Below are 24,122 nucleotides of genomic sequence, written 5' to 3' on the forward strand. Positions count from 1 at the left end.
TCTGACCACTCGTGGCTGGTGCTACTCTTGTGGATCAAACAGTCCTACATTGTGCTTTACCGCAAATGAGTTTGCAGTGTGATAAGCCATTTTAGCTTCAGAAAAGGAAAAAGCAGCATAGATTACCTTATTTCCAATACCGTAATCTGTCGTCTTTGGGTCATCTACGTCCTCTGTTGCATAGGGGCCGTTTAATGGAGGAAAAACGGATATCATATCCATAAACCAGTTGCGTAATGCTACCGTGGTATGCGCCGGGTCTTCATAATCGTGGTCCTCTGTCCATTCTGTCTGCTTCTCATACCATTGCATAAAGTCAGCCTTGCTTTGAGGGGCTGCCTCTTTATCAAAAACCATTAGGTCGTAACTCATAATTACTGCTTGAAGTAGTTATTTAATTTCCGCCCATGCTCTTATCCCGCGCGCCCTTGAACTCCGAGCCGGCGCGCCACTGGGGGAAAGTGGTTTCGGCGGCCAGGCGCTGGCCCACGCGGAAGTAGAGCTGGGCATCCTGAGCAATGCCCGAGAGGTCCCAGCTGGGGTCGAACTGGTCGGCGGGCTTGTGGTACATATTGGCGGTGTAGTTCTGGCGCTGCTGGGCAATGTAATCCTTGCCGCGGCTGCGGCTCTCGAAGCCGCCGCTGGCGTAGAGCGAGGGCACGCCCACGTGGGCGAAGTTGAAGTGGTCGGAGCGGTAGAACATGCCGGTTTCGGGCTGCTGATCGGGGAGGATGTAGCGGTCCTGCTCCCGGGCCGCGGCGCGGGCGTAGTCTTCCAGCTCGGACTGCCCGTAGCCGATAACCGTGAGGTCCTTCATCTGGCCGTAGGGCCAGAGCATGTCCATGTTCAGGTCGGCTACGGTTTTGTTTAAGGGGTAGGGCGGGTGCTGGGCGTAGTAGGCCGAGCCCAGCAGACCCTGTTCCTCGGCTGTAACGGCCAGAAACACAATGCTGCGCTCCGGCTTCTGCGGCGCTTTCTGGAAGGCCTCGGCAATGCTGAGCAGGGCGGCCAGGCCGGTGCCGTCGTCTACGGCCCCGTTGTAGATAGAGTCGCCGGCAATGGCTTTGCCTACCCCAAAATGGTCCCAGTGGGCGGAGTAGATAATGTATTCATCGGGGCGGGTGGTGCCGGGCAGCACGGCTAGCACGTTGCGCGAGGTCTGGCGGCGGAGCTTGTTCTGGATGCTGCCCGAGAGGGTAAGTCCGCCCAAAGGTCGGGGCCGGAAGCCTTTGGTATTCGCGGCGGCGTAGAGCTGCTCGTAGTTCTGGCCGGCGGCCTGGAACAGCTTTTTGGCCGCGTCCAGGGTCAGCCAGCCTTCCAGGGCGCACTTGTCGGCGCCTTTGTTAGCGGTTTGGGCGCGCAGCTTGGGGCTGATGGCCCCGCTTAGCACCACCGACCAGGGGTAGGCCGCCGGTTTGGTATCGTGCACGATGAGCACGCCGGCCGCGCCGTGGCGGGCCGCTTCCTCGTATTTATAGGTCCAGCGGCCGTAGTAGGTCATGGCCTTGCCCTTGAACAGGGTGGTGTCCTGGCCGGCGTTGCCGGGGTCATTCACCAGCACCACCACCGTTTTGCCCTTCACGTCGAGGCCCCGGTAGTCGTCCCAACCGTACTCGGGGGCTACTACGCCGTAGCCGGCAAATACCAGCGGGGAGTTGCTGACGCTTACTTGCGGCTGCTCGCGCTGGGTGAAGCTCACGAAGTCGGTTTTATACTGGAAGCTCAGGGGCTGGCCTTTGCCCTTGATTTGCAGGGTAGGCGCGGGCGTGCCGGTAATTTCTACCAGGGGCACCGGCTGAAAGTACGAGCCCTCGGGACCGGGCTGCAAACCCAGCCGCTTAAACTCATCGGCCAGGTACTGGGTGCTGCGCTCCTCGCCCACGGTAAACGGCTTGCGCCCCAACATTTCATCCGATGACACCGCCTGCAGGTACTTCCCAACAGTGGCCGCGCTGATGGCTTCGGTAGGAGTAGCGGCAGCAGCTTCGGCCGGGGTAGCAGGAGCAGAAGTGGTAGTGGTGGCCGTTTGCGACTGGCAGGCGGCCAGGGTTGTCAGGCCCAGCAGCAGGCTGGTGGGAAGCAGGCGGGGGAGATGCATAGAAACAAACAGTTGAATCGGGCGGAAAAGGTAGCAGAAGTTGCGGGTAAACGGTGTTTGGCGTAAACAAAACTGTCTGTTAGGCGGAAGCCCCGCGCCGCTTTCGGCGTACCCTCTCCAAAACAAGCGTATAGCTTTTTCACTACCCCCTAATCTGCCTCCTCGCACTCCGTCCGTACCTGGCTGAACAGGTGCTCGTACTGCTGGTGCATACGCGGAGTGAGTTCCGCCTGGGGTAGGGCCCGGTTGACGCAGTTCCACCACCCCGCGTTCAGCAGCTCCACCTGGGCGTAGCGGTACCAGTCGGGGCTGTTGAGTTGGTCGTGAAAGCGGGCCAGCAGGCTTCCCGGCTCGCCGTTTTGCTTGGCTTCCTGCCGAATCAGCCGTTCCCAGTCGCGGCGGATGAGGCTGTCGTTGCGGGCGGCCAGGCCACGGATATACTGCGTGCAGGCGTCTGGGTAGGGAGCCGTAAGCAGCAGCTCCGGGGTTGTGTAGGCCTGAATCAGGAGCCTTTTTGCCTTGTATTCGTTTTCCAGCTCGCGCAACCGGGCCATTTTGAGCTGCTGCCACACTGGCTGCGGCACTACCTGTAGCTGCTGATAGTGCTCGTGCAGCTTGGTGTAATCGGCCTCGAGTGAGTCCAGACTCAGCTTGTCAATATCGGCTGGGGTAAACGTGAGGGCATGATAGTTCAGGCTGGCGCTGTGCTCCAGCACTTCCCAGGTGCCCAGCAGCTGGGCCGCCGTATAGCGTTTGGGGTTGTAGCGGCCCGTGTGCAGGCAAATTTCACTCTCCCAAGTGAGGGTAGCCAGTGTATCGGTGCTCACAACGGGGGCTGGAGGAGCTTCAACCACGGGCTCAGGCGGGGCCGCAGCGGGTTGCTCCACAGGTTTTTCAGCAGGCGCGGAGCAGGACCCGACGCCCAGCGCCAGAAGCAGTAAAAGCAGGGTTTTATTCAAAAGACAGGATGCAGCTGGAACACGGTGCGCTCCGCGAGCCGGCCAAATATACACGGGCCGCTATTGTTCAGCGGCGGTGCCACGGTGGCTCCTGCTGCCCCAACGTGGCCGTGGTGCTACCTTGCAGCCGGTTATCCAACGTATTCCTGTCCGCGCTATGCTCAACACCCGCATTCAAGCGGCTCTTTTTCAGCTTGAAACTCAGCACAGCATCCGCATTCTGTACGCCTGCGAGTCGGGCAGCCGGGCCTGGGGCTTCCCCTCGCCCGACTCCGACTACGACGTGCGCTTCCTCTACGCCCACCCCGCCGAGTGGTACCTGACCCTGGACGACGGTCCCGATACGCTCACGTTTCCCGTGGATGAGGAGCTGGACCTGGCCGGCTGGGAACTGCGTAAAACCCTGCAGCTGCTGCGCGGCGCCAACGCGGCCTTGCTGGAGTGGCTGCAGTCGCCGGTGGTGTACCGGGAGGCGGCCGGGTTTCGGGAAGCGCTGGCGCCGCTGTTACCGGCCTGCTGGAACGCGCGGGCGGGCCTCAACCACTACGTCGGCCTGATGCGGCGCGGCGTTACGGAAGACCTGACCAGTGGGTCCGTGCGCCTGAAACGGCTGTTCTACGCCCTGCGCTCCACGCTGGCCGCCCGCTGGATTCAGCAGCGCCCCGCCGAGGTGCCTCCCATGGCATTTCAGCAACTGCGGGCGCTGCTGCCGCCGGAGTTAAGCGGCATCGTGGACGAGCTGCTGGCCCGGAAAGCCACCGCCGATGAGAAAACCACCGTACCGCGCCCGGCCGCGCTGGCGGAGTTTCTGCACGCTGAGTACGAAGCCGCCGTAGCCGCCCGCGACACCCTGCCTATTCTTCGCCGTTCCGACCCTACCCCGGAGCTGGACGCGCTGTTCCGGGCGTGGCTTTCCCCGGCCGCCTGAACCTGCTGCGTACCGCTGCGAGCACCAGCCCCCACCCCCAACGCGCCGCCCATTTTCGGAGCTGTTCCTACGCCAGCCGGTATATATATTCTTCTACTTCCGCCTGGCGGGCGTTGGCAAACCCTTTGTCGGTACCGACTTTCACAAACCCACAGTTTTCCAGTACCTTCTGCGAGCCTACGTTGTCGAATGCCACCCGCCCGAACAGGGGCCTGGCCCTTTCAATGATCAGAAATTTCTTTGCCGCGGCCGTGGCAATGCCGTGGCCCCAGAAGCTTCTATCAAGCCAATAGGTAATTTCGGCGTCGCCCTGCTGCACAAACTTGGCGATGCTGCCCACAATGGTTTCCTCAACCAGAATGGTCTGCATGTGAATGGTTGGGTCGTGCAGAAAGCGGGTGTATTTTTCCCGGTAGGCCACTGGGTCGGTATGGTTGGCGGGCATGAAGGCCGCCAAGTAGCCCGCCTCCTCGTTTAGCTGAAAGCGGAACAACTGTTCTAAGTCGGCTTCCTGGGTGGGTTTTAGGTGTACTCGGCTATCCTGCATTCGGCTGCGGCTCTTATTCTCATTGAAATATGCTTACTATTCCTGACCTGCGCCAGCGCGGCCTGATCCTTTTCGAGGCCATCAGCGGCAGCCGCGCCTACGGCACCCACCTGCCCCACTCCGACACCGACCTCAAGGGCGTGTTTATTCTGCCCGAAGCCGAGTTCTACGGCCTGACCTACGTACCTCAGGTGGCCAACGAGACCAACGATGAGGTATTTTACGAGCTACGCCGCTTCGTGGAGCTGCTAGTAAAGAATAACCCCACGGTGCTGGAGCTGCTGGGCACGCCCGAGGACTGCGTAGTGTACCGCCATCCGTTGTTCGGGGCGTTCCGGGCCGAGGATTTCCTCTCGAAGCTGTGCCGCCAGAGCTTCGCCGAGTACGCCGTGGCCCAAATCCGGAAGGCGCGGGGGCTGAACAAGAAAATCAACCACCCCGAGCCGCCCCAACGCAAGTCGGTGCTGGATTTTTGCTACGTGACGGTAGGGGCGGGGGCGCAGCCGGTAACCACCTGGCTGGAGCGCCGCGGCTACGCGGCCAGCCAGTGCGGCCTGGCCAACGTCAACCACCTCAACGACCTCTACGCCCTGTTCGTGGACGAAACGCCCGACCAGCGCCACGGCTACCGCGGCCTCGTGCGCGACCCCGAAACCTCGCAGGAGGTGCAGCTCTCGGCCGTGCCGAAGGCAGAGGTGCCGGTGGCCTACCTCAGCTTTAACCGCAACGGCTACAGCACCTACTGCCGCGCGTACCGCGAGTACCAGGAGTGGGAGCAGAAGCGCAACCCGGAGCGCTACCAAAATACCGTGCAGCACGGCAAAAACTACGACGCGAAGAACATGCTGCACGTGTTCCGGCTGCTGCGCATGGCCGAGGAAATTGCCACCAGTGGCCAGCTGCACGTGCGCCGCCCCGACCGGGAATTTTTGCTCAGCATCCGCCGCGGCGAGTTTGAGTACGACTACCTGGTAGCCGAAGCCGAGGCATTGGTGGAGCGCGTAGCGGCTGCCTTTGCTACTTCGGCGCTGCCCCAGGCCCCGGATATTGCCACGGCCGAGCAGTTGCTGGCCCAAACGCGCCGGGCGTGGTACGCGCCGCATACTCAGTAAATACCGCGGCATTAGGCAACAGCCGTGGTAGCACCTCCAACAAGCAGCCGGCCGCAGGGCGCAGAACACTGGTGTTCCGCGCCCTGCGGCCGGCTGCTTGTTGTTTCTTGTCTTACCGGGTAGAGTGACGACCTATTTTGTAGGTAGATTGGCTACGAGCTTTCTGCTTAAACAGAGAGAAGCGTTTTTTGCTGGCTTTGCGCCCTTTGTAGCGTTTATAGAAGGGACGATGGGTATAGGTTTTGCCGCGCATTTTGGCCCGCGCGTAGCGGGTCGGGCGGGCGGCATCTACGGGTTCGGCAACGCCAATCATCAACAGCGCAACCAACAAAAGCACGATTCGGGTCATATACCAAACAGGTTAGGTTCAGCGTAATAACTCCAGGCTAGAAAAAAAATTGTGCCGCTACGGGGGCACCTACGCATTAGTGACCCCGTAGCGGCACAAAACTGCTTGCCCGGGCAGAATTGCGTAGGCAAGCGGTTAGTGCTTGATTTAAAGGAGGCTGCGCCTAGCTTCCCCCAATGGTCTGGTTGCGCGAAGGCTGCTTGGGCGCGGGCGTCGTGGTTTTCTTCCGGCGACGCCAGATCTGGTACCACCGCTGCCGGTAACGGGCCGTCCGCTTCCGCCGGGATTTACGGCTCCGTCCCTTGTAGGTGCGGTAATTAGGGCGGTGCACATAGGTTTTGCCGCGCATTTTGGCCCGGGCCGCCGGGCCCGCCTGGCCCAGCGCAGGGCTAACATCAACCAATGCCATCAGCATCAGCCAGAGTAAGAGAAAAAGTCTAGGCATAAATAAAGAGGGTAAGCCGCAGAAGGGGAGGCAAAAGTACAGCACCGCGAGGCAACTATTCGGCCAGAGTACGGACTGCACGCAAAAAAAATAGGCCGTCGATTATAGAATAAGCTGAGTTGGTAGGTGTGGCTAGTATAAATTATACTATTACTATACTATGTGCTATTAGTAAGCTGCTTGCCCCTCTCAAGTTAAACCGAGGCGTGTGGGAGGCCGCTGGCTAAAACTCGTTTCCCCTCTAGTATCACGCACTGCGAGGCCATTTTTACTTAGTAGCCCACTGGTCTGCTCCTGTACACGCTGGCAGGCAGCTTCTTCCCCCTCGCTTGTCAGCGTACCAAGGGGCTGCTTGCCCCATACCAGCCGTGGTGCCGTAAATGTATCTCTTTAGCGTCTAGGTATTAAAGCATGGCCACAGCTTCGCGGGCTCACTACTCCACGCCCAGGCGGCCGCTTTGCACACCACCTGCAAGCTAGGAGTGCCTTCCGGCGGTGTGTGATTCGGGAAGGAAGCCTTTCCCAAGGTGGTTCCACGCCCCGCCTGAGTGTTGCTGGGCCCATATAGTGATGTTCTTCGCTTCGCTACCTTTACCAGGCCGTTTCCCTCTATCTGCTTGCGTCTACTTTTCTACTGAATGTCTGCGCTACCTTCTCATACTTCTCCCCAAAGTGCGGCATTGCTGGGCTTGGCCGTGGGCGACGCCCTGGGCGTGCCCGTCGAGTTTCAGAGCCGTGCGGCTCGTCGCCTTGACCCCGTAGTGCACATGCGCGCCTTCGGCACGCATAACCAGCCCGCCGGTACGTGGTCCGATGATGCCTCGCTAACCTTTTGTCTGGCCGAAAGCCTGTGCCGGGGCTATAACCTGGAGGACATAGCTCAGCGGTTTATCTGGTGGTACGATCAGGCCTATTGGACGCCCCACGGCCACGTGTTTGATGTGGGCGTGGCGACTGCCGAGGCCATCCGACGGCTCCGAGAAGGCACGTCGCCACAGGCGGCCGGTGGTACCACCGAGTACGACAACGGCAATGGCTCGCTCATGCGCATCCTACCCTTGCTCTTTGCCGTGCAGCACTTGCCGGTGGAGGAGCGGTTCAAGCGGGTGCGGGAAGTATCCAGCATTACGCACGCTCATGCTCGCTCCGTGCTGGCGTGCTTTATTTACCTGGAAACGGCGCGGGAGCTGGCCGCCGGCCGCGCTAAGCACGAGGCCTATGCGCATATGCAGCAGACCGTTAATACCTTTCTGTCGGCCACGGGCATCGTTTCCGAAGCAGAAAGGAATCGGTTCCATCGGATTCTGGAAAACCCTTACGGGGCGTATGATATTCGGCCGTTAAGCACGTATCAACGGGCAGAAATAAGCAGTAGTGGCTACGTACTCCACACGCTGGAAGCGGCTCTCTGGTGCCTGCTTCGTTACGAAAGCTACGCGGAAACGGTGTTGGCCGCTGTTAACCTCGGCGACGATACGGACACAACCGGGGCGGTGACAGGGGGCCTGGCTGGTTTGTGCTATGGCTTGGCAGACGTACCCGCCGACTGGCTCAGCGTATTGGCCCGCCGCGCCGACATTGAAGACCTGGCTTACCGCTTGGCCACAGCCCAGCAAGCAGACGCCAGCTGCGGATAGCAGTTCCAGGGACTCCCGAGCGAGACTGGCCGTTGTTACTGGTTACTCCGCCAGTCTAGGCAGCGTAATTAAGAAGGAGGTGCCGTGGCCTTCGTGGCTTAGTACCAGCGGAGGAGCTTCTTGGCTGGTAAACTCCTGCACCAAGCGGGTGCCCTCCTGGCCGCGGGCTGCGATGCGCTGTAAGCCAGCTGCTTACTAAGCCCGGATGTACTTATCGCAATCCGCCTCTACCTCCCAGCGCAGGTTTCGCGAGAGTACCAGCAAGGCAGCCAGGTCCAGTGAAAGAGTTGCGGGCAGGGTCTTCTTTCGCGCGTTGAAGCGGTCAGCGGGGCTTGTAGTGCTTGTGAATGGAATGCCGCGCAGTCTTCCTCCACCCAGCCGGAGCAAGCAGCAGACAGCCGGGAGTTAGCTGTAGCCACTGCTCCAGCTTATCCGGCACCACAATCAACCAAATAAGCTACCTCCACCTGTGCGTTTCCTTGGGGCCAGCGGCCCCAGCAGCTGGCCAGGAGGACGTGGTTACCGGGATGGAACTGGCTTGGCCTAGGGAGCTCGTCGTGGAGCAGGGCCACTATGTAGGGCACTGCACGGGGCGGGTAGGGAACCCAGGGCATAAAAAGCAAAAGGCCCTTCAGAGTGCTCTGAAGGGCCTTTGCGGTCCGGACGGGACTCGAACCCGCGACCTCCGCCGTGACAGGGCGGCATTCTAACCGACTGAACTACCGAACCGTTTTACACTAAGCAGAAAGCCGTGTGCTTTCCGTTATTGTGATGCAAATATAGAAGGCTAATATGGACTGTGCAAACAAAAAAGTTGCTGTAGTAGCGTAGGAAGGCCTTTTTCAGGAGGTAGTGTTCTGTTACTAAACAGGATAGCTAGCTAAATTTTTTTCGAGGCTCAGCTGTACTAAGTTAAAAATACGAGGTAGTAGTTGTTCTGAATGCCTGCTATAGGATTGCCTCTGACAGCATCTTTGCTCCCCAGCCCTGCTAGAAGTTGTGCAACTCCAGGTTCCGATTACCACAGACCAAGAAGGCAAGGGGCACCTCGTATAGAAGCCCGAAAACGCAGCCAGCAAGGTGTGGTGAATAGGGTAGTGCGGACTCAGGGTATTGTGGGCCAGCTACGGATAAGCAGTGATTGATCTAGGCCAGACCGAGCAAGGCCCCAGGGCATAAAAAGCAAAAGGCCCTTCAGAGTGCTCTGAAGGGCCTTTGCGGTCCGGACGGGACTCGAACCCGCGACCTCCGCCGTGACAGGGCGGCATTCTAACCGACTGAACTACCGAACCAGGTTGTTCTACTTCGCTACCCGAGTGGCGTTGAAGTGGTGCAAAAGTAGAGGGCCCAATTGGACTGCGCAACACCCCAGGCAAAAAAAGATAAAAAAAGAAGCGGCGGGAATTGTTTCGAGCTGTTGCTCAGGGAGAAAAATTTTTGAAAAAATCAGCGCGGGCCGGTCGTGCGTCGTGTCCGCCTCGTCACTTACCTTTGCTTTCTTCTCATTCCCCCTCGCAACCTCCTTAACGCGCACCCTGCCGTGGCAATGCTCCTCGATTTCGAACAACCAATTGCCGCTCTCGAAGGCAAGCTCCGTGAAATGCAACAACTGGCCCTCGACAGCCAAGTAGATGTATCGGAAGCGGTAACGGCCCTCGAAGCCAAAATTCAAGTTCTCAAGAAAGAAACCTACCAAAACCTGACCCGTTGGCAGCGGGTACAGCTCTCGCGCCACCCCGACCGGCCCTATACCCTCGATTATATTGAGGGCATGACGGAAAAATTCATTGAGCTGCACGGTGACCGCACGGTAGCGGATGATAAGGCCATGGTAGGTGGCTTTGCCGAGCTGGATGGGCGTTCGGTCATGTTTATTGGGCAGCAAAAGGGCCGCAACACCAAGCAGCGGCAGTTCCGTAATTTCGGCATGCCCAATCCCGAAGGCTACCGCAAGGCCCTGCGCCTGATGAAGCTGGCCGAGAAGTTCAACAAGCCCATCGTAACCCTGATTGATACGCCCGGCGCCTTCCCCGGTCTGGAAGCCGAGGAGCGGGGACAGGGCGAGGCCATTGCCCGCAACCTCAAGGAAATGTTTCTGCTGAAGGTGCCCGTTATCTGCATCATCATTGGGGAAGGCGCCTCGGGCGGGGCCCTGGGCATTGCCATCGGCGACCGGGTGCTGATGCTGGAAAATACCTGGTACTCTGTTATTTCGCCCGAGTCGTGCTCCAGCATTCTGTGGCGCAGCTGGGATTACAAAGAGCAAGCCGCTGAAGCTCTCAAGCTCACGGCTACCGACATGCTCAAGGCCGGCCTGGTGGATGGCATTGTAAAGGAGCCCCTGGGCGGTGCCCACACCGATACGGCTACCATGATTAGCACCCTGAAGCAAACCATCATCCAAACCCTGGATGAGCTGGAGGCCCTGCCCCAGGAAGAGCGCATCAGCCAGCGCATCGATAAGTTTTCCAACATGGGCGTGGTAGTAGAATAAGTGCCCGCTGCCGAAAGTGTACGAACGTCATGCTAAGCCTAGCATGACGTTCTTTTTTTATTTCTTCGCCCCGTTCCTACCCCTTATTCCTCACCCAACCTCTCTTCCTGATGACTCTTCACACCCTGGATACTGGCCTGTTTAAGCTGGATGGCGGCGCCATGTTCGGCGTAGTGCCCAAAAGCATGTGGCAAAAGCTCAACCCCGCCGATGAAAACAACATGTGTACCTGGGCCATGCGCTGCCTGCTGATTGAGGACGGCGGCCGGCTGGTGCTGGTGGACAACGGTATCGGCGACAAGCAGGACGAGAAGTTCCGGGGCCATTTTTATCTGCACGGCGATGATACCCTGGAAAAGTCGCTGCGGCAGCTGGGCTTCACTTCCGCTGATATTACCGACGTATTCCTGACCCACCTGCACTTCGACCACTGCGGGGGCTCGGTGGTGCGCACCCCGGATGGCAAACTCGAGCTGGCCTTCCCCAACGCTACCTACTGGAGCAACCAAAACCATTGGGACTGGGCCGTAACCCCGAATCCGCGGGAAAAAGCCAGCTTTCTAAAGGAGAACATTCTGCCCATTCAGGAAAGCGGCCACCTGCGCTTCGTGGATTCGGTGGCTGGTGCTGTGCCCGCCGAGCTTTCCTGCTTCCGGGAGATTATCTTCGCCGATGGCCATACGGAGAAGATGATGCTACCGGTGCTGCACTATAAACGCCGTATCGTGGCCTTTATGGCCGATTTGGTGCCCAGCGCCGGCCACGTACCGCTGCCCTACGTGATGAGCTACGATATGCGCCCCCTTGTTACGCTTGATGAGAAGGAACGGGTGCTACGCCGGGCGGCCGACGAAAACTGGGTGCTCATTCTGGAGCACGACGCCCAAACCGAATGCATTACCCTGCAACACACGGAAAAGGGTGTGCGCGTGGCCGATACGCTAAAAATGTCGGAATTGTAGGGGTAGGTGGCTAACGTTCTGCGCCCAAAACCCGTTAGAGCGCCCTACTTACCTTTTCACTACCTCATGTTGCATTCTGTATGCTAGGACTGGCCTTATCGGGTGGCGGCGCGCGCGGAATTGCCCACTTGGGCGTGCTGGCGGCTCTCGATGAGCTGCAGCTGCCCATTGGTCACCTGGCAGGAGTATCCTCCGGCGCCATTGCCGGCGCTTTTTATGCTTCCGGCGTGCCGCCGCGCGAGATTCTGCGTCTGTTTCAGGAGGTTAGCCTGGCCCAGCTCACGCGTATTTCGCTGAGCCGCTACGGCTTGCTGCGGATCGATGGGGTAGGGAAGCTGATGGAACAGCACCTGGGGCCCGATTGTACGTTTGAGCAGCTCCGTCTTCCCCTCACGCTGGTGGCTACCGATATTGCCGAAGGCACCTCGGTGCACTTTTCTACGGGGCCACTCATTCCGCCCTTGCTGGCTTCCTCGGCCGTGCCGGTGCTGTATCGGCCGGTTGTGTACCAGGGGCGCCATTTGGTGGATGGAGGCTTGCTCAACAACTTGCCCGTAGAAGCCCTGCTGGGTAAGCCCGGTTTGCAGGTAGTGGGCGTGCATTGTAATCCGCCCCACCGCGAGGCGCGCATTACTACCCTGCGCGGCCTGATCGAGCGGACGCTGAACCTCGCCGTTGGGGCTAACACGGTGGTAAGCAAGCAGCAGTGCCGTTTCCTGATTGAGCCGCCGGAGCTGGGTACTTACCGCATGACCCAATATAAGCGCGCCCCCGAGCTGTTCGACATCGGCTACCGCTACACCATGAGCAAGGCCCCAGAGCTGGAAGCCCTGCTGCATGACACGTAAGAAAAGCGGCGCTTCCGCATCATTTCTCTAGCTTTGAATGCTGGTAGCCCGCACGTTTTCGCTACCCTCTTATTTCCCACATGGCTCGCAAAACCTCTACTTTCTGGTATCTTTTTTCCAAGTTCTGGTTTAAAATAACCGGCTGGCGCCTGGGCCCGCAGGTACCGCCCAACATCAAGCAAAGCATGATGATTGCGGCCCCGCACACCAGCAACTGGGACTTCATGTACGCCCGCGCCGCCTTCTTTCTGATGGACGTGGACGTGAAACTGACCATCAAAAAAGAGTGGACGACCATTCCGGTGCTGGGCGCGCTCGTGCGCAGCCTGGGTGGCCTGGCCGTAGACCGCAGCAAAAACAACAGCCTCGTGGATGGCATGGTCCAGCTGTTCAAGGAACGGGAGGAACTCGTAATTCTGATTACTCCCGAAGGTACCCGCAAGTACCAGCCCAAGTGGCGCAAGGGCTTTTATCATGCCGCTATGGGCGCGGGCGTCCCTATCCTGCTGGGCTACCTCGACTACAAAAACAAAGAAGCTGGAGTAGGCCCCGCATTCTGGCCCACCGGCGACTACGAGAAGGACCTGGAAGAAATCAAAGCATTCTACCGTACTAAGCAGGGCCGGTTCCCCGACCAGGGCATCCGGTAGCGCAAAAGGGCATTCGGGAAGGAGAGAAGTAGTAAAAATTGGTGTAACTAGAGGTACTTCACAACTTCACCCGTGCTACATGGAAAAGCTGCAAACCCTGGGCTGGATTCTTATCGGCTTGGTTGTGTTTATCTGGCGAATGGTGCAGAAGGCGCGCGAAACTACGGCCCGGGAGCAGCGCGAGCGGCGCTTTTCCCGACCCGATGCCAGTGGGCGCCCTCGCCCGGTAGCGCCCGGCTTGCCCGCAACTTCCTTCGAGGAGATGCTGCGTCAGATGAAAACTCAGAATCGGGAAGCGCAGCAGCCTACCCCCGCTGACACTGGCGAAGTAACGCCAGCGGGGCGGCCCCTGCCTCGCGAAGCAAGCCCCGTAGCTCGTAGCCTGGAAAAAATAGACCGCCCGGCCCGCTCGCTGGAGCAGGCACCGCAAGCCCGTTCGCTAGAAGTTCCTGGGCGCGAAGCCCGCCGGGCTGCTACGCTACCCCGGGCTGGGCAACAAACCCAGAGTGATTATTGGCAGCGGGAACAGGCCCGCCCGGAAGCCGCTCCTACGCTTACCGAGCGCCTGCGTAACCCCGCTGATGTGCGCATGGCTTTCGTACTAGGCGAGATTCTGCAGCGCAAGTTTTAGAAGCTAGTAAGCAGCACAAGGCGGACCTTCCGTTAGCGCCGATACAGCTAATGGAAGGCCCGCCTTGCGTTGCAATGTTGTTTCCTAGTCCTGAGTTAGGGCGTAGGTCACAAGATTGGCTCCCATTTTCAGGGCAGCCTCGTGAGTGGCGGGCGTATCTTCGGGGTAGGTGCCCAGGTCTTCCCAGCCGTTGCCTAAGTCGCACTCATACGTGTAGAAGCACACCAGGCGTCCCTTATAGAGCAGGCCGAAGCCCTGGGGGCGCTTGCCGTCGTGCTCATGTACTTTGGGCAAGCCCTTAGGGAACTGAAACTTCTGGTGGTAGACGGGATGGGAGAAGGGCAACTCCACGAAGTCCAGCTCGGGAAACACCTTCTTCATTTCCGGCCGGATAAACTTATCGAGCCCGTAGTTATCATCAATATGCAGAAAGCCGCCCCCGGTAAGATAGCGGCGTAGGTTGCGGGCTTCGGCATCGGTAAACGACACGTTGCCGTGGCCCGTCATATGAATGAATGGGTAGGTTAGCAGTTCCGGCGAGTCTAGCTCCACGGTAGCTTCTTCCGGGTCGATGTTGGTTTTAAGCGTCTGGTTGCAGTAGCGGATGAGGTTGGGCAGGCTGGTTTTGTTGGCGTACCAGTCGCCGCCACCGCCGTAGTGCAGCTTGGCAATGCGGAAGCTAGGCGCTACCGGCGCGGCGGCTGTAAGCAGCACTAGGGGTAGCACGAAAAGCCACAGAAATGGGCGCATAAGCAGGAAGAAAGGTCAAATCGGAATGGTCGGCCAGGTTCGGGCCCGGTACCTAAACTACAAAGTTTCGGCTACATCAATTCCCGCACGATATGAACGGTGTGCAGGGCAGCCAGTGCGGCCGTTTCTGTGCGAAGGCGGGAGGCCCCGAGCGTTACCGGCCGGATGCCGCGAGCAAAAGCTGCCTCAATTTCCTGGGGTGTGAAGTCGCCTTCCGGCCCAATCAGAATGCAGCAGTCCGGCCCAGCAGCGGCCACGCGGGAGAGAGGCGTCCGCTCGCCCTCTTCCAAGTGCGCAATAAAGGTGGTTTCGGGAGAAACGGTAGGTAGGAAACGAGCAAAATCCGTCAGTTCAGTCAGCTGCGGCAGCCACGCCTGCCCCGACTGCTTTAGGGCGCTGATAGCAATTTTTTCCAGGCGGTCCAGCTTCAGCTCCCGCCGCTCGGAGCGGGCACAACGCAGAAAACTCAGGCTATCAACGCCTATTTCCACGGCTTTTTCGACCAGCCACTCCATACGGTCGAGGTTTTTGGTGGGTGCCACGGCTACGTGCACTTGGTAAGACCGGCGGGGTACTTGCTCTTCCCGTACTACCCGCAGCTGGCAGCGCTTGGCATCTGGCGTGTGTACCTGGGCCTGATATACACCGCCCCGGCCGTTAACGAGCACTACCTCGTCATCGGCGGTTAACCGCAGTACGCGCACGGCGTGCTTGCTTTCGTCTTCGGGGAGTGTGTAGGTGGGCAGGGTCAGGTCGGGGGCGAAAAAGGTGTGCGGCATAGGGCAAAGCTACGGTGAATCGGGCAGAGGCGCAGGAAGTGGCTGGCGCCTTTAGCGGTTGCGGCCAAAGCCCTGGGTAGCGCTGAGCTGCTGTCTGGTTTCGGGGAAATGGCGGCTCTGGCCGCAACCTCGACGGCAGGAAACAAGTACCTGCTACCGTGTCAGTGCTCTCTCTCGTGCACCTAACCGAACCACCTCATGGCTGTAAAACTCAAAAAACTCAAGGATCAGACGATTGTCATCACCGGTGCCTCGTCGGGTATTGGTCTCGTAACGGCCCGGATGGCAGCCAAAGCCGGCGCAAAGCTGGTGCTGGCGGCTCGCAGCGAAAGTGCCCTGCGCCAACTCACCGACGAAATTAACCAGGCTGGGGGCCATGCTACCTATGTAGTAGCCGACGTCAGTAAGCCTGCCGATGTACAGCGTCTGGCTTATGAGGCGTCTTACACCTATGGTGGCTTCGACACTTGGATTAATAACGCCGGGGTTTCCATCTATGGCAAACTCGAAGAAATCCCGATGGAGGATATGCGCCAGCTGTTCGAAGTAAACTTCTGGGGCTTGGTGAATGGCTCGTTGGAAGCGGCGAAGCACCTGAAAGAGAAAGGGGGCGCTATCATCAACGTAGGTAGTATCCTGTCGGATATTACTGCCATTCTCCAGTCTATCTACAGCGCCAGCAAGCATGCTGTGAAAGGCTTTACCGATGGCCTCCGCATGGAGCTGGAAATGGACGGCGCCCCAATTTCGGTTACCCTGATTCAGCCCGCCGCCATTGATACACCGTACCCGGTTCACTCCAAAAACTATATGGAGCGCGAGGCAAAACATGCACCTCCCGCCTACGCTCCCGAAACCGTGGCTCGCGCCATTCTGCACTGCGCCGCGACTCCCGAGCGTTCGGTAGTGGTGGGCGGCGGCGGCAAAGCCATGATTGGCATGGAGCGCTGGACGCCCGCTCTGCTCGACAAGTTTATGGAGAAGTCCTTTTCTAAGCAGGAAAAAGCCGATTATGCGCCTCGTCCCTTGCAGCAGAATGCCCTCGATCGGCCCATGGGCGCCCTGGAAGAGCGTGGTAACTACCCCGGACACACCCGCGAAACCAGCTACTATACCGAAACCGTAACCACCGGCAGCCCCGCGCTGCGAACGGCTTTGCTGGTAGGAGCAGGGGTAGCCTTGGCGGCTTGGTTGGGTGGCAAGAGCCGCAACGGCAGCACCAGCAAAGAGACCGAAGAAATCAGTGGTATTGCGTTCCACGACAATTAATCAGTACTACCCCTAAAAACTCACCAACCCCGACCTCAGGCAACAAGTCCTCAAAAGGGCATCCGCACTGATTTCAAAGATGTTTGCTGAAGTGAGGAAGTAGTCTGTTTCACGAAAAAAGCCCTGCTACCTAAAGTATAGCAGGGCTTTTTTACTATGCGTTCTAGTAGCTGACTAGCCTAGGACTTTGTTCAGCATTCCGGCCAGGCGCACGCCGGCCTCCACAATGCGTTGGCGCATCAGATCGGCGTGGGCGGGGTAGTACTTGTAATCTACGTCGGTGTCAGGGGGTGTTTCCTTGTACAGGTTCTCCGAAGCCTGGTACGACTCCCACAGCCACTGCTCGGGCGCGGCTGCCTGCAGCACCCGGATTTGGCGCTGACGCAGTTTCTGGTCGTACTGCTGCGCCATTTCTGTGTAGGTAAGGCCCTGGTAATCAATCAGGCCACTGTCCCAGAGGCTGTGCAGGTTTGTGTCGCGGCCGCGGTACTTCAGCTTGATGTCGTTACCCCCTTTGTCTTCGGCGTGGCCCGTGTGCATAGGCTGGTGAATATCACCCACGATGTGCACCACGAACTTAAGGGCTGCGGCCCGCTCTTCCTTGGTTTTAGTAGCATCGCCGAGTATGCGCAGCTGCGCTTCCAGGGCGCTGTAGGCATTAGCGGTGGTTTGGGACTTTATCTGCTGAATATACTGGTCGCGGGGCAGGCCCGAGGGGGTGTTCACGTAATGCCACGGCGCAGTTTCCTTGAACTCCGGGTAGTAGCGGATTTCATCGGGCCAGGTGCTCACCAAGGTGAGGGTTTCGGAACCCAGCAGACGCTCTACCTCACGGCGAGCCTTGCGGCTGAGGTGGTTTTCGGCAATTTTGCCCACGGCCCGGTGGCCATCGACGCCCCAGGCCCAGAGGGTTAGCGGCGACAACAAGCACAAGAGCAGCGGAAGAAGGCGCTTACGCATACAAAAGGTAAAAAAGAGAGAGTATGTCCGCCGCAAAAGTAGCGCCTTTGTAAAGGAATCTGGTACTATTCCGCGTAAACTTGCTTAGCAGCAGAAAGCCAGCGCTTAAACGCAACAAGCCTATGAGTACTCAGGACTACTGGCGCGGACTATCGTTCGACTACATAATAACATATTCCTTGCTGCGCGGCTCCAAATGGCAGCAGCTACAGGATGCCAGGCGGAAAGAAAGAGAAACCAGCCGCCGGTTGCTTCTAACCGCACCCCCTGCCCAGCTACCAGAGCTCCGCGCTCAATTACACCGCCTGGAACATCAGCTGGATTTGCAAACTCGATTAACTACCGATAATAACCGGGCGTATAATATTACAACTACCCCCGTTGCCAAGCTCCAGCGTGATACGCCAGAAGTGGCGGAGTTGGGTCGCCTCCTGCAAGCGCCTTGTACTGAACTGCTGTACCCGATGTGCGCTCCTGTGTTTCGGGATGCGCTAGCCTTTTACAATGCCGGGCATGAGCTGCTGAGCGTACTGAATATCTGCTTTAGCTGCAATGTGATGCAAACGGAGAATGGGCAGAATGTGGAAGCAGACTACTTGATGTATACGCCGCTACAAGAATGGTTTCAGCGCCTGGGTCACCAGATTGACACGGTAGCATAGTACCCCAAAAGGCCTGGCTAACTTCCGCTAACCAGGCCTTCCAGGAATTCAAGCTCTTAGTACGCCTGTTATACGCTGGCTGTTACCTCGGCTTTTGGGGCACCGGCCAGAATTTCTTCGCTGGCATAATCGGCGTATTTCTTGAAGTTCGACACGAATTTGTGGGCCAGATCCGTGGCGGTGCGGTCATAGTCTTCCTTATCGGCCCAGGTGTCGCGCGGATCGAGGATGTCGGAGGGCACGCCAGGCACCACGGACGGAATTTCCACGCCGAAGATGGGATGCTTATGGAAGGCCACATCATCTAGCTCGCCGTTGAGGGCGGCCGTAATCATGGCGCGAGTGTAGGCCAGCTTCGTGCGCGAGCCTACCCCGTAGGAGCCGCCCGTCCAGCCAGTATTCACCAGCCATACGTTTACGTCCGGGTTTTCGTCCATTTTCTGTCCTAGCATCTCGGCGTATTTGGTCGGATGCAGGGGTAGGAACACGGCCCCGAAGCAGGCCGAGAAAGTGGTTTGCGGCTCGGTAACGCCCATTTCGGTACCGGCTACCTTGGCCGTGTAGCCCGACATGAAGTGGTACATGGCGTGGCTTTTATCGAGCTTGCTGATGGGCGGCAGCACCCCGAACGCATCGGCCGTCAGAAAGAAAATATTCTTCGGCGCATCAGCTACCGAGGGCTCAATGGCGTTCGGGATGTAGTGGATGGGGTAGGCCGTGCGGGTGTTTTCCGTTACCGACTTATTAGCGTAGTCTACGGTGTGGGTGCCCGGCTTGAAGCGGGTATTTTCCACAATAGAGCCAAACTTGATGGCGTTCCAGATTTCAGGTTCCTTCTCCGCCGAAAGGTCGATTACTTTAGCGTAGCAGCCGCCTTCGAAGTTGAAAATGCCGGCATCCGGGGTCCAGCCATGCTCATCGTCGCCGATTAAGCCACGGTTGGGGTCGGCGGAGAGGGTAGTCTTACCCGTGCCCGAGAGGCCAAAGAAAATGGCGGTGTCGCCGTCTTTGCCCACATTAGCCGAGCAGTGCATGCTCAGGGTTTCCCGCTCGTGAGGCAGCAGGTAATTCAGCACCCCAAAGATGCCCTTCTTCATCTCGCCGGCGTAGCCCGTACCCCCAATCAGAATCATCTTCTTGGTGAAGTTCAGGATGGCGAAATTCTTCTGGCGGGTACCATCCACGGCCGGATCAGCCTCGAAGCCGGGGGCGCAAATGATGCTGAAATCAGGCGTCCAACTGGTGTCAGCTCCTTCCTGTGGGCGCAGGAACATATTGTAGCAGAACAAGTTGTGCCAGGCTAGCTCGTTTACTACCCGTAACTTCAGCTCGTAGTGGGGGTTAGCGCCGGCGTAGGCGTCGCGCACGTAGATTTCCTTGTCCTCCAGATACTGCACCATCTTCTGGTGGAGCTGGTCGAACTTGTCGGCATCGAAGGGGATGTTGATGTCACCCCACCATACGCTGTCCTGGGTATTAGCGTCTTTCACGACAAACCGGTCTTTGGGGGAGCGGCCGGTAAACGCACCGGTGTCAGCCATCAGGGCACCGGTGTCGGTGAGGGTTCCTTCGCCCCGGCGCAGGGCTTCTTCTACCAGCTCGGCGGGGGTGAGGTTCAGGTGTACCTGGGCGGCGCGGGAAATGCCCAGGGGGGCGAGGCGGGCGTTGGCGGCAGAGTCCATCATAGGGCCGAAAACGGGGGGTTGGGTGGGTGGGAAATTGGGGGAATTAGCGAACAAAAATAGACAAAAAGCGGAGCTAGGCACGGTGTAAACCGAAAAAATAGCGAATATTCGCTATTGGCGTAGCTTTGATAGTGGGTGATTCCCGCCTAACGAACGTTAGCACGGCAGGGTTGAGAAACTTTTGTAGCTTTACCAACTAGCCCCGCGGTCAGACTGGGGGTTTCTCACGTACCACATTACTTCCTTCACGTTCATGCAAACAACCTCCGCTGTTCAGGAGCAGCCGATTGCGAAACAGGGCCATCCCCCCGGGCTCTATCTACTTTTCTTTACTGAAATGTGGGAGCGGTTTAGCTACTACGGTATGCGGGGCCTGCTCATGCTCTATCTGTCGAAAACCGCTATTGAAGGCGGGCTCGGCATTGAGGCCGCCAGTGCTTCGCTTATCTACGGCTACTTCACCGGCTTCGTCTATCTGACCCCTATTATTGGGGGGTGGCTGGCTGATAAATACATCGGGCAGCGCCGTGCCATTTTAATTGGCGGTCTGACCATGGCAGTGGGGCAGTTTTTCCTGTTTATGCAGCCGGCACTGTCGTCCGTGCCCTTTTTCTTCGGGCTTCCCTGGCCAACGGTTATTGGCCTATTGCTCCTGATTCTCGGCAACGGCTTCTTCAAGCCCAATATCTCGACTATTGTAGGGAAGCTATACCAGCAGGGCGACCCCCGGCGCGATGCAGCTTTCACTATTTTCTATATGGGTATTAACACGGGAGCCTTTATTGCTCCTCTCGTGTGCGGATACTTGGCCGAAGATATGTTTGCCACGAAAACGGTGGTCAACGGAGTGGAGCAGGTAGCCAGCTACGGCTTCCGCTATGGTTTCCTGGCAGCCGGTATTGGTATGCTGCTGGGGCAGCTGGCCTTCAATCTGCTGGGCAAGAAGTATCTGGGCGAGGTAGGCATGTACCCGGAAGGCCAGAATGAAGACAAAACCATTGCCAAGGCCCCCCTTACCAAGGAGGAGACGGACCGTATGGCCGTTATCTTCATTATCACGCTTTTTGTGGTGTTCTTCTGGGCTGGCTTTGAGCAAGCCGGTTCTTCCCTCACACTCTACACTGATAAGTACATTAACCGGGAAGTAGCAGGCTTCCTGATTCCTACTTCCTGGTTTCAGTCCGTAAATGCTGGCTTTATTGTGCTACTGGGTGCGCCCGTTGCGGCCCTCTGGGTAAACTTAAGCCGCAAGGGCAAAGATTTGAGCATTCCCGTAAAGATGGGCCTGGGCATGGTACTGCTCGGGATAGGCTTCCTGTTCATGGTGGGCGCCGTGCTGGAGCGCGGCGGCGACGTAGCCGACCAGACCATTAAGGCTAGCATCCTATGGCTGTTGGCTACCTACTTCTTCCATACCATTGGGGAGCTATGTCTCTCGCCGGTAGGGCTGTCCATGGTATCCCGCCTTTCGCCGCCTACCTTAACCTCCATGCTCATGGGGGTGTGGTTCCTGGCACCTTTCGTGGCTCAAATTGCTGGCGGGTACATTGCTTCCTACGTGGAGGAACTAGGCGCATTGAAAGTGTTTGGCCTGATTGCCGGTTTTGTAATCCTAGCTGGTCTGATCCTCATTGCCATTGCCAAGAAGTTGTTCCACATGATGCACGGCCGCGGCTAACTCGCGGAGAAAGACGGATTATCCGAATCTGCGGATTTCGTTCTGCTCACAAAAGAGCCCCGTTGGCAACGCCAGCGGGGCTCTTTTGTGAAGGAGGGGTAGCACAATTATTTTTTAGGATGAGCTGGTTACTAAACCCACTACTGCTAAGCAGCAATAGGCTGATTCCTGCGGTTATCCATTTTGCCTGTTTATACTCTTCACACAAATTGCGGCCAGTTATAACCGAAAAGCACGGGCTATGATGAGTCTCGTATTTCATACTGACTTAGACGTTAATATGCTCATGCCAGCATATACCAATGCCAAACTAACAGCTACCACGAGCCACGTATGCGCACGATCTGTCATAAGGGTACCTAATGAGTAATGACTGTACAATACTTGCCTCTGCTGATTTCTACACGTTCTAACCACAAAAAAGCCCCGTTGGCATTGCCAACGGGGCTTTTTTGTGGTTAGAACGGAATCCGTGATATTACATCATGCCGCCCATGCCGCCCATGCCGGGCGATACGGCACCAGCGCCAGACTTCTCATCTTCCGGCTCGTCCGAAATTACGCACTCGGTAGTCAGGAGCAGGCCGGCAATTGAAGCGGCATTTTCCAGCGCCAGGCGGGTAACTTTGGTCGGGTCGAGGATACCAGCGGCCATCAGGTTTTCGTAGCGGTCTTCGCGGGCGTTGTAGCCGTAGTCGCCCTGGCCTTCGCGTACTTTCTGTACTACTACCGAGCCTTCGCCACCGGCGTTAGCTACGATGGTGCGCAAAGGAGCTTCGATAGCCGTGCGGATGATGTTTACACCAGTACGCTCGTCACCGTTCAGGGTATCAACGCCTTCCAGAGCGTCCAGGGCGCGCACCAGGGCTACACCACCACCCGGAACTACGCCTTCTTCTACGGCAGCGCGGGTAGCGTGCAGAGCATCGTCAACGCGGTCCTTCTTCTCCTTCATTTCTACCTCCGTGCTGGCACCGATATAGAGGATAGCCACACCGCCCGACAGCTTGGCCAGACGCTCCTGCAGCTTCTCTTTGTCGTAGTCAGAAGTAGTAGTACCGATCTGAGCTTTGATTTCGTTTACGCGGCTGGTGATACCATCTTTGTCGCCCCGGCCATTCACGATGGTCGTGTTGTCTTTGTCGATGATAACTTTCTCAGCCTGACCCAGGTACTCCAGGGTAGCGCTGTCCAGCTTGTAGCCGCGCTCTTCCGAAATTACGGTACCACCGGTCAGCACAGCAATGTCTTCCAGCATCGCCTTCCGACGGTCGCCGAAGCCAGGAGCTTTCACAGCCGCAATTTTCAGCGAGCCACGCAGCTTGTTTACTACCAGGGTAGCCAGTGCTTCGCCGTCTACATCTTCCGAGATGATAACCAGGGGCTTACCCGTCTGAACAACCTGCTCCAGCACGGGCAGCAACTCCTTCATGGTGCTCACCTTCTTGTCATAGATGAGGATGTAAGGGTTGTCGAACTCAGCCTCCATTTTCTCCGGGTTGGTCACGAAGTAAGGGGAGAGGTAACCACGATCAAACTGCATGCCTTCCACCGTTTTTACTTCGGTTTCCGTGCCGCGCGCTTCTTCTACCGTGATAACGCCTTCTTTGCCTACTTTATCCATGGCGTCGGCAATCATTTTGCCGATTTCCATGTCGTTGTTGGCCGAAATAGCGCCTACCTGGGCAATTTCCGACGAGTTTTCAATTTTCTTGGACTGCGCTTTCAGGTTAGCAACAACGGCAATAACAGCCTTGTCGATGCCACGCTTCAGGTCCATGGGGTTAGCACCAGCTGCTACGTTCTTCGAGCCAGCGGCATAGATAGCCTGAGCTAGTACGGTAGCAGTAGTAGTGCCATCACCAGCCTGGTCGGCGGTTTTGGAAGCAACTTCTTTTACCAGCTGAGCGCCCATGTTTTCAATTGGGTCGGCCAGCTCAATTTCTTTGGCTACCGTCACCCCGTCTTTGGTGATGCTCGGAGCGCCGAATTTCTTGTCGATAACCACGTTGCGGCCTTTAGGGCCCAGGGTTACCTTCACTGCGTTTGCCAGTTTGTCAACGCCGCGCTTCAGCTTGTCGCGGCCATCGGTATCGAATTGGATGTTCTTAGCCATCTTGGGTTCGGATGTTGTAAATCAGAGAAAGGGGAGAAGCTTACAGTACGGCAAAGATGTCCGACTCCTTCATGATGAGGTAGTCCTGGCCATCCACGGTGATTTCAGTGCCGGCATACTTGCCGTACAGCACCTGGTCACCAGCTTTTACCTGGGGCTTGATGGTAGTGCCGTTGTCGGCCACTTTGCCTTCGCCTACGGCAACTACTTCGCCACGCTGGGGTTTCTCCTTGGCCGTGTCGGGAATGATAATGCCCGATTTGGTTTTCTCCTCGGCAGCGGCCGGCGCAATGATTACGCGGTCAGCCAGCGGTTTGATGCTAAGCGACATATTGTACGTTTTGGTTGAAAGGTTTACTTGAAGTAAGACGGTATCGGCGGTGTCGCACTTCTTGTGCCAGCTTGCCAGAACCTGACAGAATGAACGATTCAGGCACTGTTTCGGTCAGCTTTGCACGTAGCGGCTGTCAGAGCTGACAGAAAAAGTTCCCTTTCCGTCCGGTACCGCGCGACTGTACGCTACCTTTGCAGTAGGGTTGGAATTAGTTGGGTAGAAAATTCGG

General features: G+C 57.7%; 23 protein-coding genes and 2 tRNA genes. 11 read left to right on the forward strand and 14 right to left on the reverse strand.

All coding sequences use genetic code 11. From position 1 onward, the window contains the following. Positions 1-21: 21 nt before the first annotated feature. From K3G63_RS03020 to K3G63_RS03030, 3 genes are all read right to left on the reverse strand, one after another. Positions 22-372 carry a hypothetical protein gene (locus tag K3G63_RS03020; RefSeq protein WP_220612607.1) on the reverse strand — a complete coding sequence of 117 codons (351 nt, stop codon included), beginning with the start codon at positions 370-372 and terminating at the stop codon, positions 22-24. 22 nt (positions 373-394) lie between these two features. Continuing rightward, entirely contained in the window at positions 395-2,098 is a 1,704-nt protein-coding gene (locus K3G63_RS03025; protein WP_220612608.1) for a M28 family metallopeptidase, read from the reverse strand. 149 nt (positions 2,099-2,247) lie between these two features. After that, the gene (locus K3G63_RS03030) at positions 2,248-2,985 is read right to left on the reverse strand and encodes a hypothetical protein (protein WP_220612609.1); all 738 of its coding nucleotides are present in this window, start codon (positions 2,983-2,985) and stop codon (positions 2,248-2,250) included. A gap of 229 nt (positions 2,986-3,214) precedes the next feature. Between K3G63_RS03030 and K3G63_RS03035 the strand changes: the two genes are divergently transcribed. Then, positions 3,215-3,985: a nucleotidyltransferase domain-containing protein gene (locus tag K3G63_RS03035; protein WP_220612610.1), complete on the forward strand. Its 771-nt coding sequence runs from the start codon at positions 3,215-3,217 to the stop codon at positions 3,983-3,985. A 67-nt stretch (positions 3,986-4,052) separates the two neighbouring features. On the opposite strand, the gene K3G63_RS03040 is transcribed toward K3G63_RS03035, so the two are convergent. Further along, positions 4,053-4,532, reverse strand: a complete 480-nt coding sequence (locus K3G63_RS03040) for a GNAT family N-acetyltransferase (protein WP_220612611.1) — start codon at positions 4,530-4,532, stop codon at positions 4,053-4,055. Between the two features lie 29 nt (positions 4,533-4,561). On the opposite strand from K3G63_RS03040, the gene K3G63_RS03045 reads away from it, so the two are divergent. Further along, complete coding sequence (locus K3G63_RS03045; RefSeq protein ID WP_220612612.1) at positions 4,562-5,644, forward strand: DNA polymerase beta superfamily protein; 1,083 nt, start codon at positions 4,562-4,564, stop codon at positions 5,642-5,644. A 112-nt stretch (positions 5,645-5,756) separates the two neighbouring features. On the opposite strand, the gene K3G63_RS03050 is transcribed toward K3G63_RS03045, so the two are convergent. Together K3G63_RS03050 and K3G63_RS03055 are read right to left on the reverse strand one after the other, a co-directional pair. After that, positions 5,757-5,993, reverse strand: coding sequence for a hypothetical protein (locus K3G63_RS03050; protein ID WP_220612613.1), 237 nt, complete (start codon positions 5,991-5,993; stop codon positions 5,757-5,759). 163 nt (positions 5,994-6,156) lie between these two features. Continuing rightward, complete coding sequence (locus K3G63_RS03055; protein ID WP_220612614.1) at positions 6,157-6,438, reverse strand: hypothetical protein; 282 nt, start codon at positions 6,436-6,438, stop codon at positions 6,157-6,159. A gap of 638 nt (positions 6,439-7,076) precedes the next feature. On the opposite strand from K3G63_RS03055, the gene K3G63_RS03060 reads away from it, so the two are divergent. Continuing rightward, on the forward strand, positions 7,077-8,075 hold the full coding sequence (locus K3G63_RS03060; RefSeq protein WP_220612615.1) for an ADP-ribosylglycohydrolase family protein: 999 nt from the start codon (positions 7,077-7,079) through the stop codon (positions 8,073-8,075). A 655-nt stretch (positions 8,076-8,730) separates the two neighbouring features. On the opposite strand, the gene K3G63_RS03065 is transcribed toward K3G63_RS03060, so the two are convergent. Both K3G63_RS03065 and K3G63_RS03070 read right to left on the reverse strand, forming a co-directional pair. Next, positions 8,731-8,804 (reverse strand) — tRNA-Asp (locus tag K3G63_RS03065). Positions 8,805-9,293: 489 nt separating this feature from the next. Beyond that, positions 9,294-9,367, reverse strand: a tRNA-Asp gene (locus K3G63_RS03070). A 254-nt stretch (positions 9,368-9,621) separates the two neighbouring features. On the opposite strand from K3G63_RS03070, the gene K3G63_RS03075 reads away from it, so the two are divergent. From K3G63_RS03075 to K3G63_RS03095, 5 genes are all read left to right on the forward strand, one after another. Beyond that, positions 9,622-10,569, forward strand: coding sequence for an acetyl-CoA carboxylase carboxyltransferase subunit alpha (locus K3G63_RS03075; protein WP_220612616.1), 948 nt, complete (start codon positions 9,622-9,624; stop codon positions 10,567-10,569). Between the two features lie 110 nt (positions 10,570-10,679). After that, positions 10,680-11,531, forward strand: coding sequence for an MBL fold metallo-hydrolase (locus K3G63_RS03080; protein ID WP_220612617.1), 852 nt, complete (start codon positions 10,680-10,682; stop codon positions 11,529-11,531). A gap of 80 nt (positions 11,532-11,611) precedes the next feature. Next, entirely contained in the window at positions 11,612-12,379 is a 768-nt protein-coding gene (locus tag K3G63_RS03085; RefSeq protein WP_220612618.1) for a patatin-like phospholipase family protein, read from the forward strand. An 80-nt stretch (positions 12,380-12,459) separates the two neighbouring features. Continuing rightward, the gene (locus K3G63_RS03090) at positions 12,460-13,029 is read left to right on the forward strand and encodes a 1-acyl-sn-glycerol-3-phosphate acyltransferase (RefSeq protein WP_220612619.1); all 570 of its coding nucleotides are present in this window, start codon (positions 12,460-12,462) and stop codon (positions 13,027-13,029) included. Positions 13,030-13,108: 79 nt separating this feature from the next. Continuing rightward, positions 13,109-13,660, forward strand: coding sequence for a hypothetical protein (locus K3G63_RS03095; protein ID WP_220612620.1), 552 nt, complete (start codon positions 13,109-13,111; stop codon positions 13,658-13,660). Between the two features lie 84 nt (positions 13,661-13,744). On the opposite strand, the gene K3G63_RS03100 is transcribed toward K3G63_RS03095, so the two are convergent. Both K3G63_RS03100 and K3G63_RS03105 read right to left on the reverse strand, forming a co-directional pair. Further along, complete coding sequence (locus tag K3G63_RS03100; RefSeq protein WP_220612621.1) at positions 13,745-14,410, reverse strand: DUF4159 domain-containing protein; 666 nt, start codon at positions 14,408-14,410, stop codon at positions 13,745-13,747. Between the two features lie 71 nt (positions 14,411-14,481). After that, on the reverse strand, positions 14,482-15,189 hold the full coding sequence (locus K3G63_RS03105) for a 16S rRNA (uracil(1498)-N(3))-methyltransferase (RefSeq protein ID WP_220612622.1): 708 nt from the start codon (positions 15,187-15,189) through the stop codon (positions 14,482-14,484). Between the two features lie 198 nt (positions 15,190-15,387). On the opposite strand from K3G63_RS03105, the gene K3G63_RS03110 reads away from it, so the two are divergent. Further along, the gene (locus K3G63_RS03110; protein ID WP_220612623.1) at positions 15,388-16,458 is read left to right on the forward strand and encodes an SDR family oxidoreductase; all 1,071 of its coding nucleotides are present in this window, start codon (positions 15,388-15,390) and stop codon (positions 16,456-16,458) included. A 174-nt stretch (positions 16,459-16,632) separates the two neighbouring features. Here the strand turns inward: K3G63_RS03110 and K3G63_RS03115 are convergent, their stop codons facing one another. Beyond that, positions 16,633-17,418, reverse strand: coding sequence for a S1/P1 nuclease (locus K3G63_RS03115; protein ID WP_220612624.1), 786 nt, complete (start codon positions 17,416-17,418; stop codon positions 16,633-16,635). A 122-nt stretch (positions 17,419-17,540) separates the two neighbouring features. Between K3G63_RS03115 and K3G63_RS03120 the strand changes: the two genes are divergently transcribed. Next, the gene (locus tag K3G63_RS03120; protein WP_220612625.1) at positions 17,541-18,080 is read left to right on the forward strand and encodes a hypothetical protein; all 540 of its coding nucleotides are present in this window, start codon (positions 17,541-17,543) and stop codon (positions 18,078-18,080) included. 68 nt (positions 18,081-18,148) lie between these two features. Here the strand turns inward: K3G63_RS03120 and pckA are convergent, their stop codons facing one another. After that, entirely contained in the window at positions 18,149-19,765 is a 1,617-nt protein-coding gene (gene pckA, locus K3G63_RS03125) for a phosphoenolpyruvate carboxykinase (ATP) (protein WP_220612626.1), read from the reverse strand. A 253-nt stretch (positions 19,766-20,018) separates the two neighbouring features. On the opposite strand from pckA, the gene K3G63_RS03130 reads away from it, so the two are divergent. After that, complete coding sequence (locus tag K3G63_RS03130; protein WP_220612627.1) at positions 20,019-21,443, forward strand: peptide MFS transporter; 1,425 nt, start codon at positions 20,019-20,021, stop codon at positions 21,441-21,443. Between the two features lie 478 nt (positions 21,444-21,921). On the opposite strand, the gene groL is transcribed toward K3G63_RS03130, so the two are convergent. Both groL and groES read right to left on the reverse strand, forming a co-directional pair. Beyond that, positions 21,922-23,559 (reverse strand): chaperonin GroEL, encoded by a 1,638-nt coding sequence (gene groL / locus K3G63_RS03135; RefSeq protein ID WP_220612628.1) that lies wholly within the window; start codon positions 23,557-23,559, stop codon positions 21,922-21,924. Positions 23,560-23,599: 40 nt separating this feature from the next. Beyond that, a complete protein-coding gene (groES, locus tag K3G63_RS03140; RefSeq protein WP_045687497.1) occupies positions 23,600-23,890 on the reverse strand; it encodes a co-chaperone GroES in 291 nt (96 codons plus the stop codon). Between the last annotated feature and the right edge of the window lie 232 nt (positions 23,891-24,122).

The organism is Hymenobacter sp. HSC-4F20 (assembly GCF_019599275.1).
Classification (GTDB): Bacteria; Bacteroidota; Bacteroidia; order Cytophagales; family Hymenobacteraceae; genus Hymenobacter.

Bases quoted from the DNA above. Each gene is read 5' to 3' on its own strand.
- pckA (WP_220612626.1), bottom strand. From the start codon at position 19,765: ATGATGGACTCTGCCGCCAACGCCCGCCTCGCCCCCCTGGGCATTTCC.
- K3G63_RS03110 (WP_220612623.1), top strand. From the start codon at position 15,388: ATGGCTGTAAAACTCAAAAAACTCAAGGATCAGACGATTGTCATCACC.
- K3G63_RS03080 (WP_220612617.1), top strand. From the start codon at position 10,680: ATGACTCTTCACACCCTGGATACTGGCCTGTTTAAGCTGGATGGCGGC.
- K3G63_RS03020 (WP_220612607.1), bottom strand. From the start codon at position 372: ATGAGTTACGACCTAATGGTTTTTGATAAAGAGGCAGCCCCTCAAAGC.
- K3G63_RS03050 (WP_220612613.1), bottom strand. From the start codon at position 5,993: ATGACCCGAATCGTGCTTTTGTTGGTTGCGCTGTTGATGATTGGCGTT.
- K3G63_RS03120 (WP_220612625.1), top strand. From the start codon at position 17,541: ATGAGTACTCAGGACTACTGGCGCGGACTATCGTTCGACTACATAATA.
- K3G63_RS03035 (WP_220612610.1), top strand. From the start codon at position 3,215: ATGCTCAACACCCGCATTCAAGCGGCTCTTTTTCAGCTTGAAACTCAG.
- K3G63_RS03100 (WP_220612621.1), bottom strand. From the start codon at position 14,410: ATGCGCCCATTTCTGTGGCTTTTCGTGCTACCCCTAGTGCTGCTTACA.
- K3G63_RS03095 (WP_220612620.1), top strand. From the start codon at position 13,109: ATGGAAAAGCTGCAAACCCTGGGCTGGATTCTTATCGGCTTGGTTGTG.
- K3G63_RS03055 (WP_220612614.1), bottom strand. From the start codon at position 6,438: ATGCCTAGACTTTTTCTCTTACTCTGGCTGATGCTGATGGCATTGGTT.
- K3G63_RS03060 (WP_220612615.1), top strand. From the start codon at position 7,077: ATGTCTGCGCTACCTTCTCATACTTCTCCCCAAAGTGCGGCATTGCTG.
- groES (WP_045687497.1), bottom strand. From the start codon at position 23,890: ATGTCGCTTAGCATCAAACCGCTGGCTGACCGCGTAATCATTGCGCCG.
- groL (WP_220612628.1), bottom strand. From the start codon at position 23,559: ATGGCTAAGAACATCCAATTCGATACCGATGGCCGCGACAAGCTGAAG.
- K3G63_RS03045 (WP_220612612.1), top strand. From the start codon at position 4,562: ATGCTTACTATTCCTGACCTGCGCCAGCGCGGCCTGATCCTTTTCGAG.
- K3G63_RS03105 (WP_220612622.1), bottom strand. From the start codon at position 15,189: ATGCCGCACACCTTTTTCGCCCCCGACCTGACCCTGCCCACCTACACA.
- K3G63_RS03040 (WP_220612611.1), bottom strand. From the start codon at position 4,532: ATGCAGGATAGCCGAGTACACCTAAAACCCACCCAGGAAGCCGACTTA.
- K3G63_RS03025 (WP_220612608.1), bottom strand. From the start codon at position 2,098: ATGCATCTCCCCCGCCTGCTTCCCACCAGCCTGCTGCTGGGCCTGACA.
- K3G63_RS03115 (WP_220612624.1), bottom strand. From the start codon at position 17,418: ATGCGTAAGCGCCTTCTTCCGCTGCTCTTGTGCTTGTTGTCGCCGCTA.
- K3G63_RS03075 (WP_220612616.1), top strand. From the start codon at position 9,622: ATGCTCCTCGATTTCGAACAACCAATTGCCGCTCTCGAAGGCAAGCTC.
- K3G63_RS03090 (WP_220612619.1), top strand. From the start codon at position 12,460: ATGGCTCGCAAAACCTCTACTTTCTGGTATCTTTTTTCCAAGTTCTGG.
- K3G63_RS03130 (WP_220612627.1), top strand. From the start codon at position 20,019: ATGCAAACAACCTCCGCTGTTCAGGAGCAGCCGATTGCGAAACAGGGC.
- K3G63_RS03085 (WP_220612618.1), top strand. From the start codon at position 11,612: ATGCTAGGACTGGCCTTATCGGGTGGCGGCGCGCGCGGAATTGCCCAC.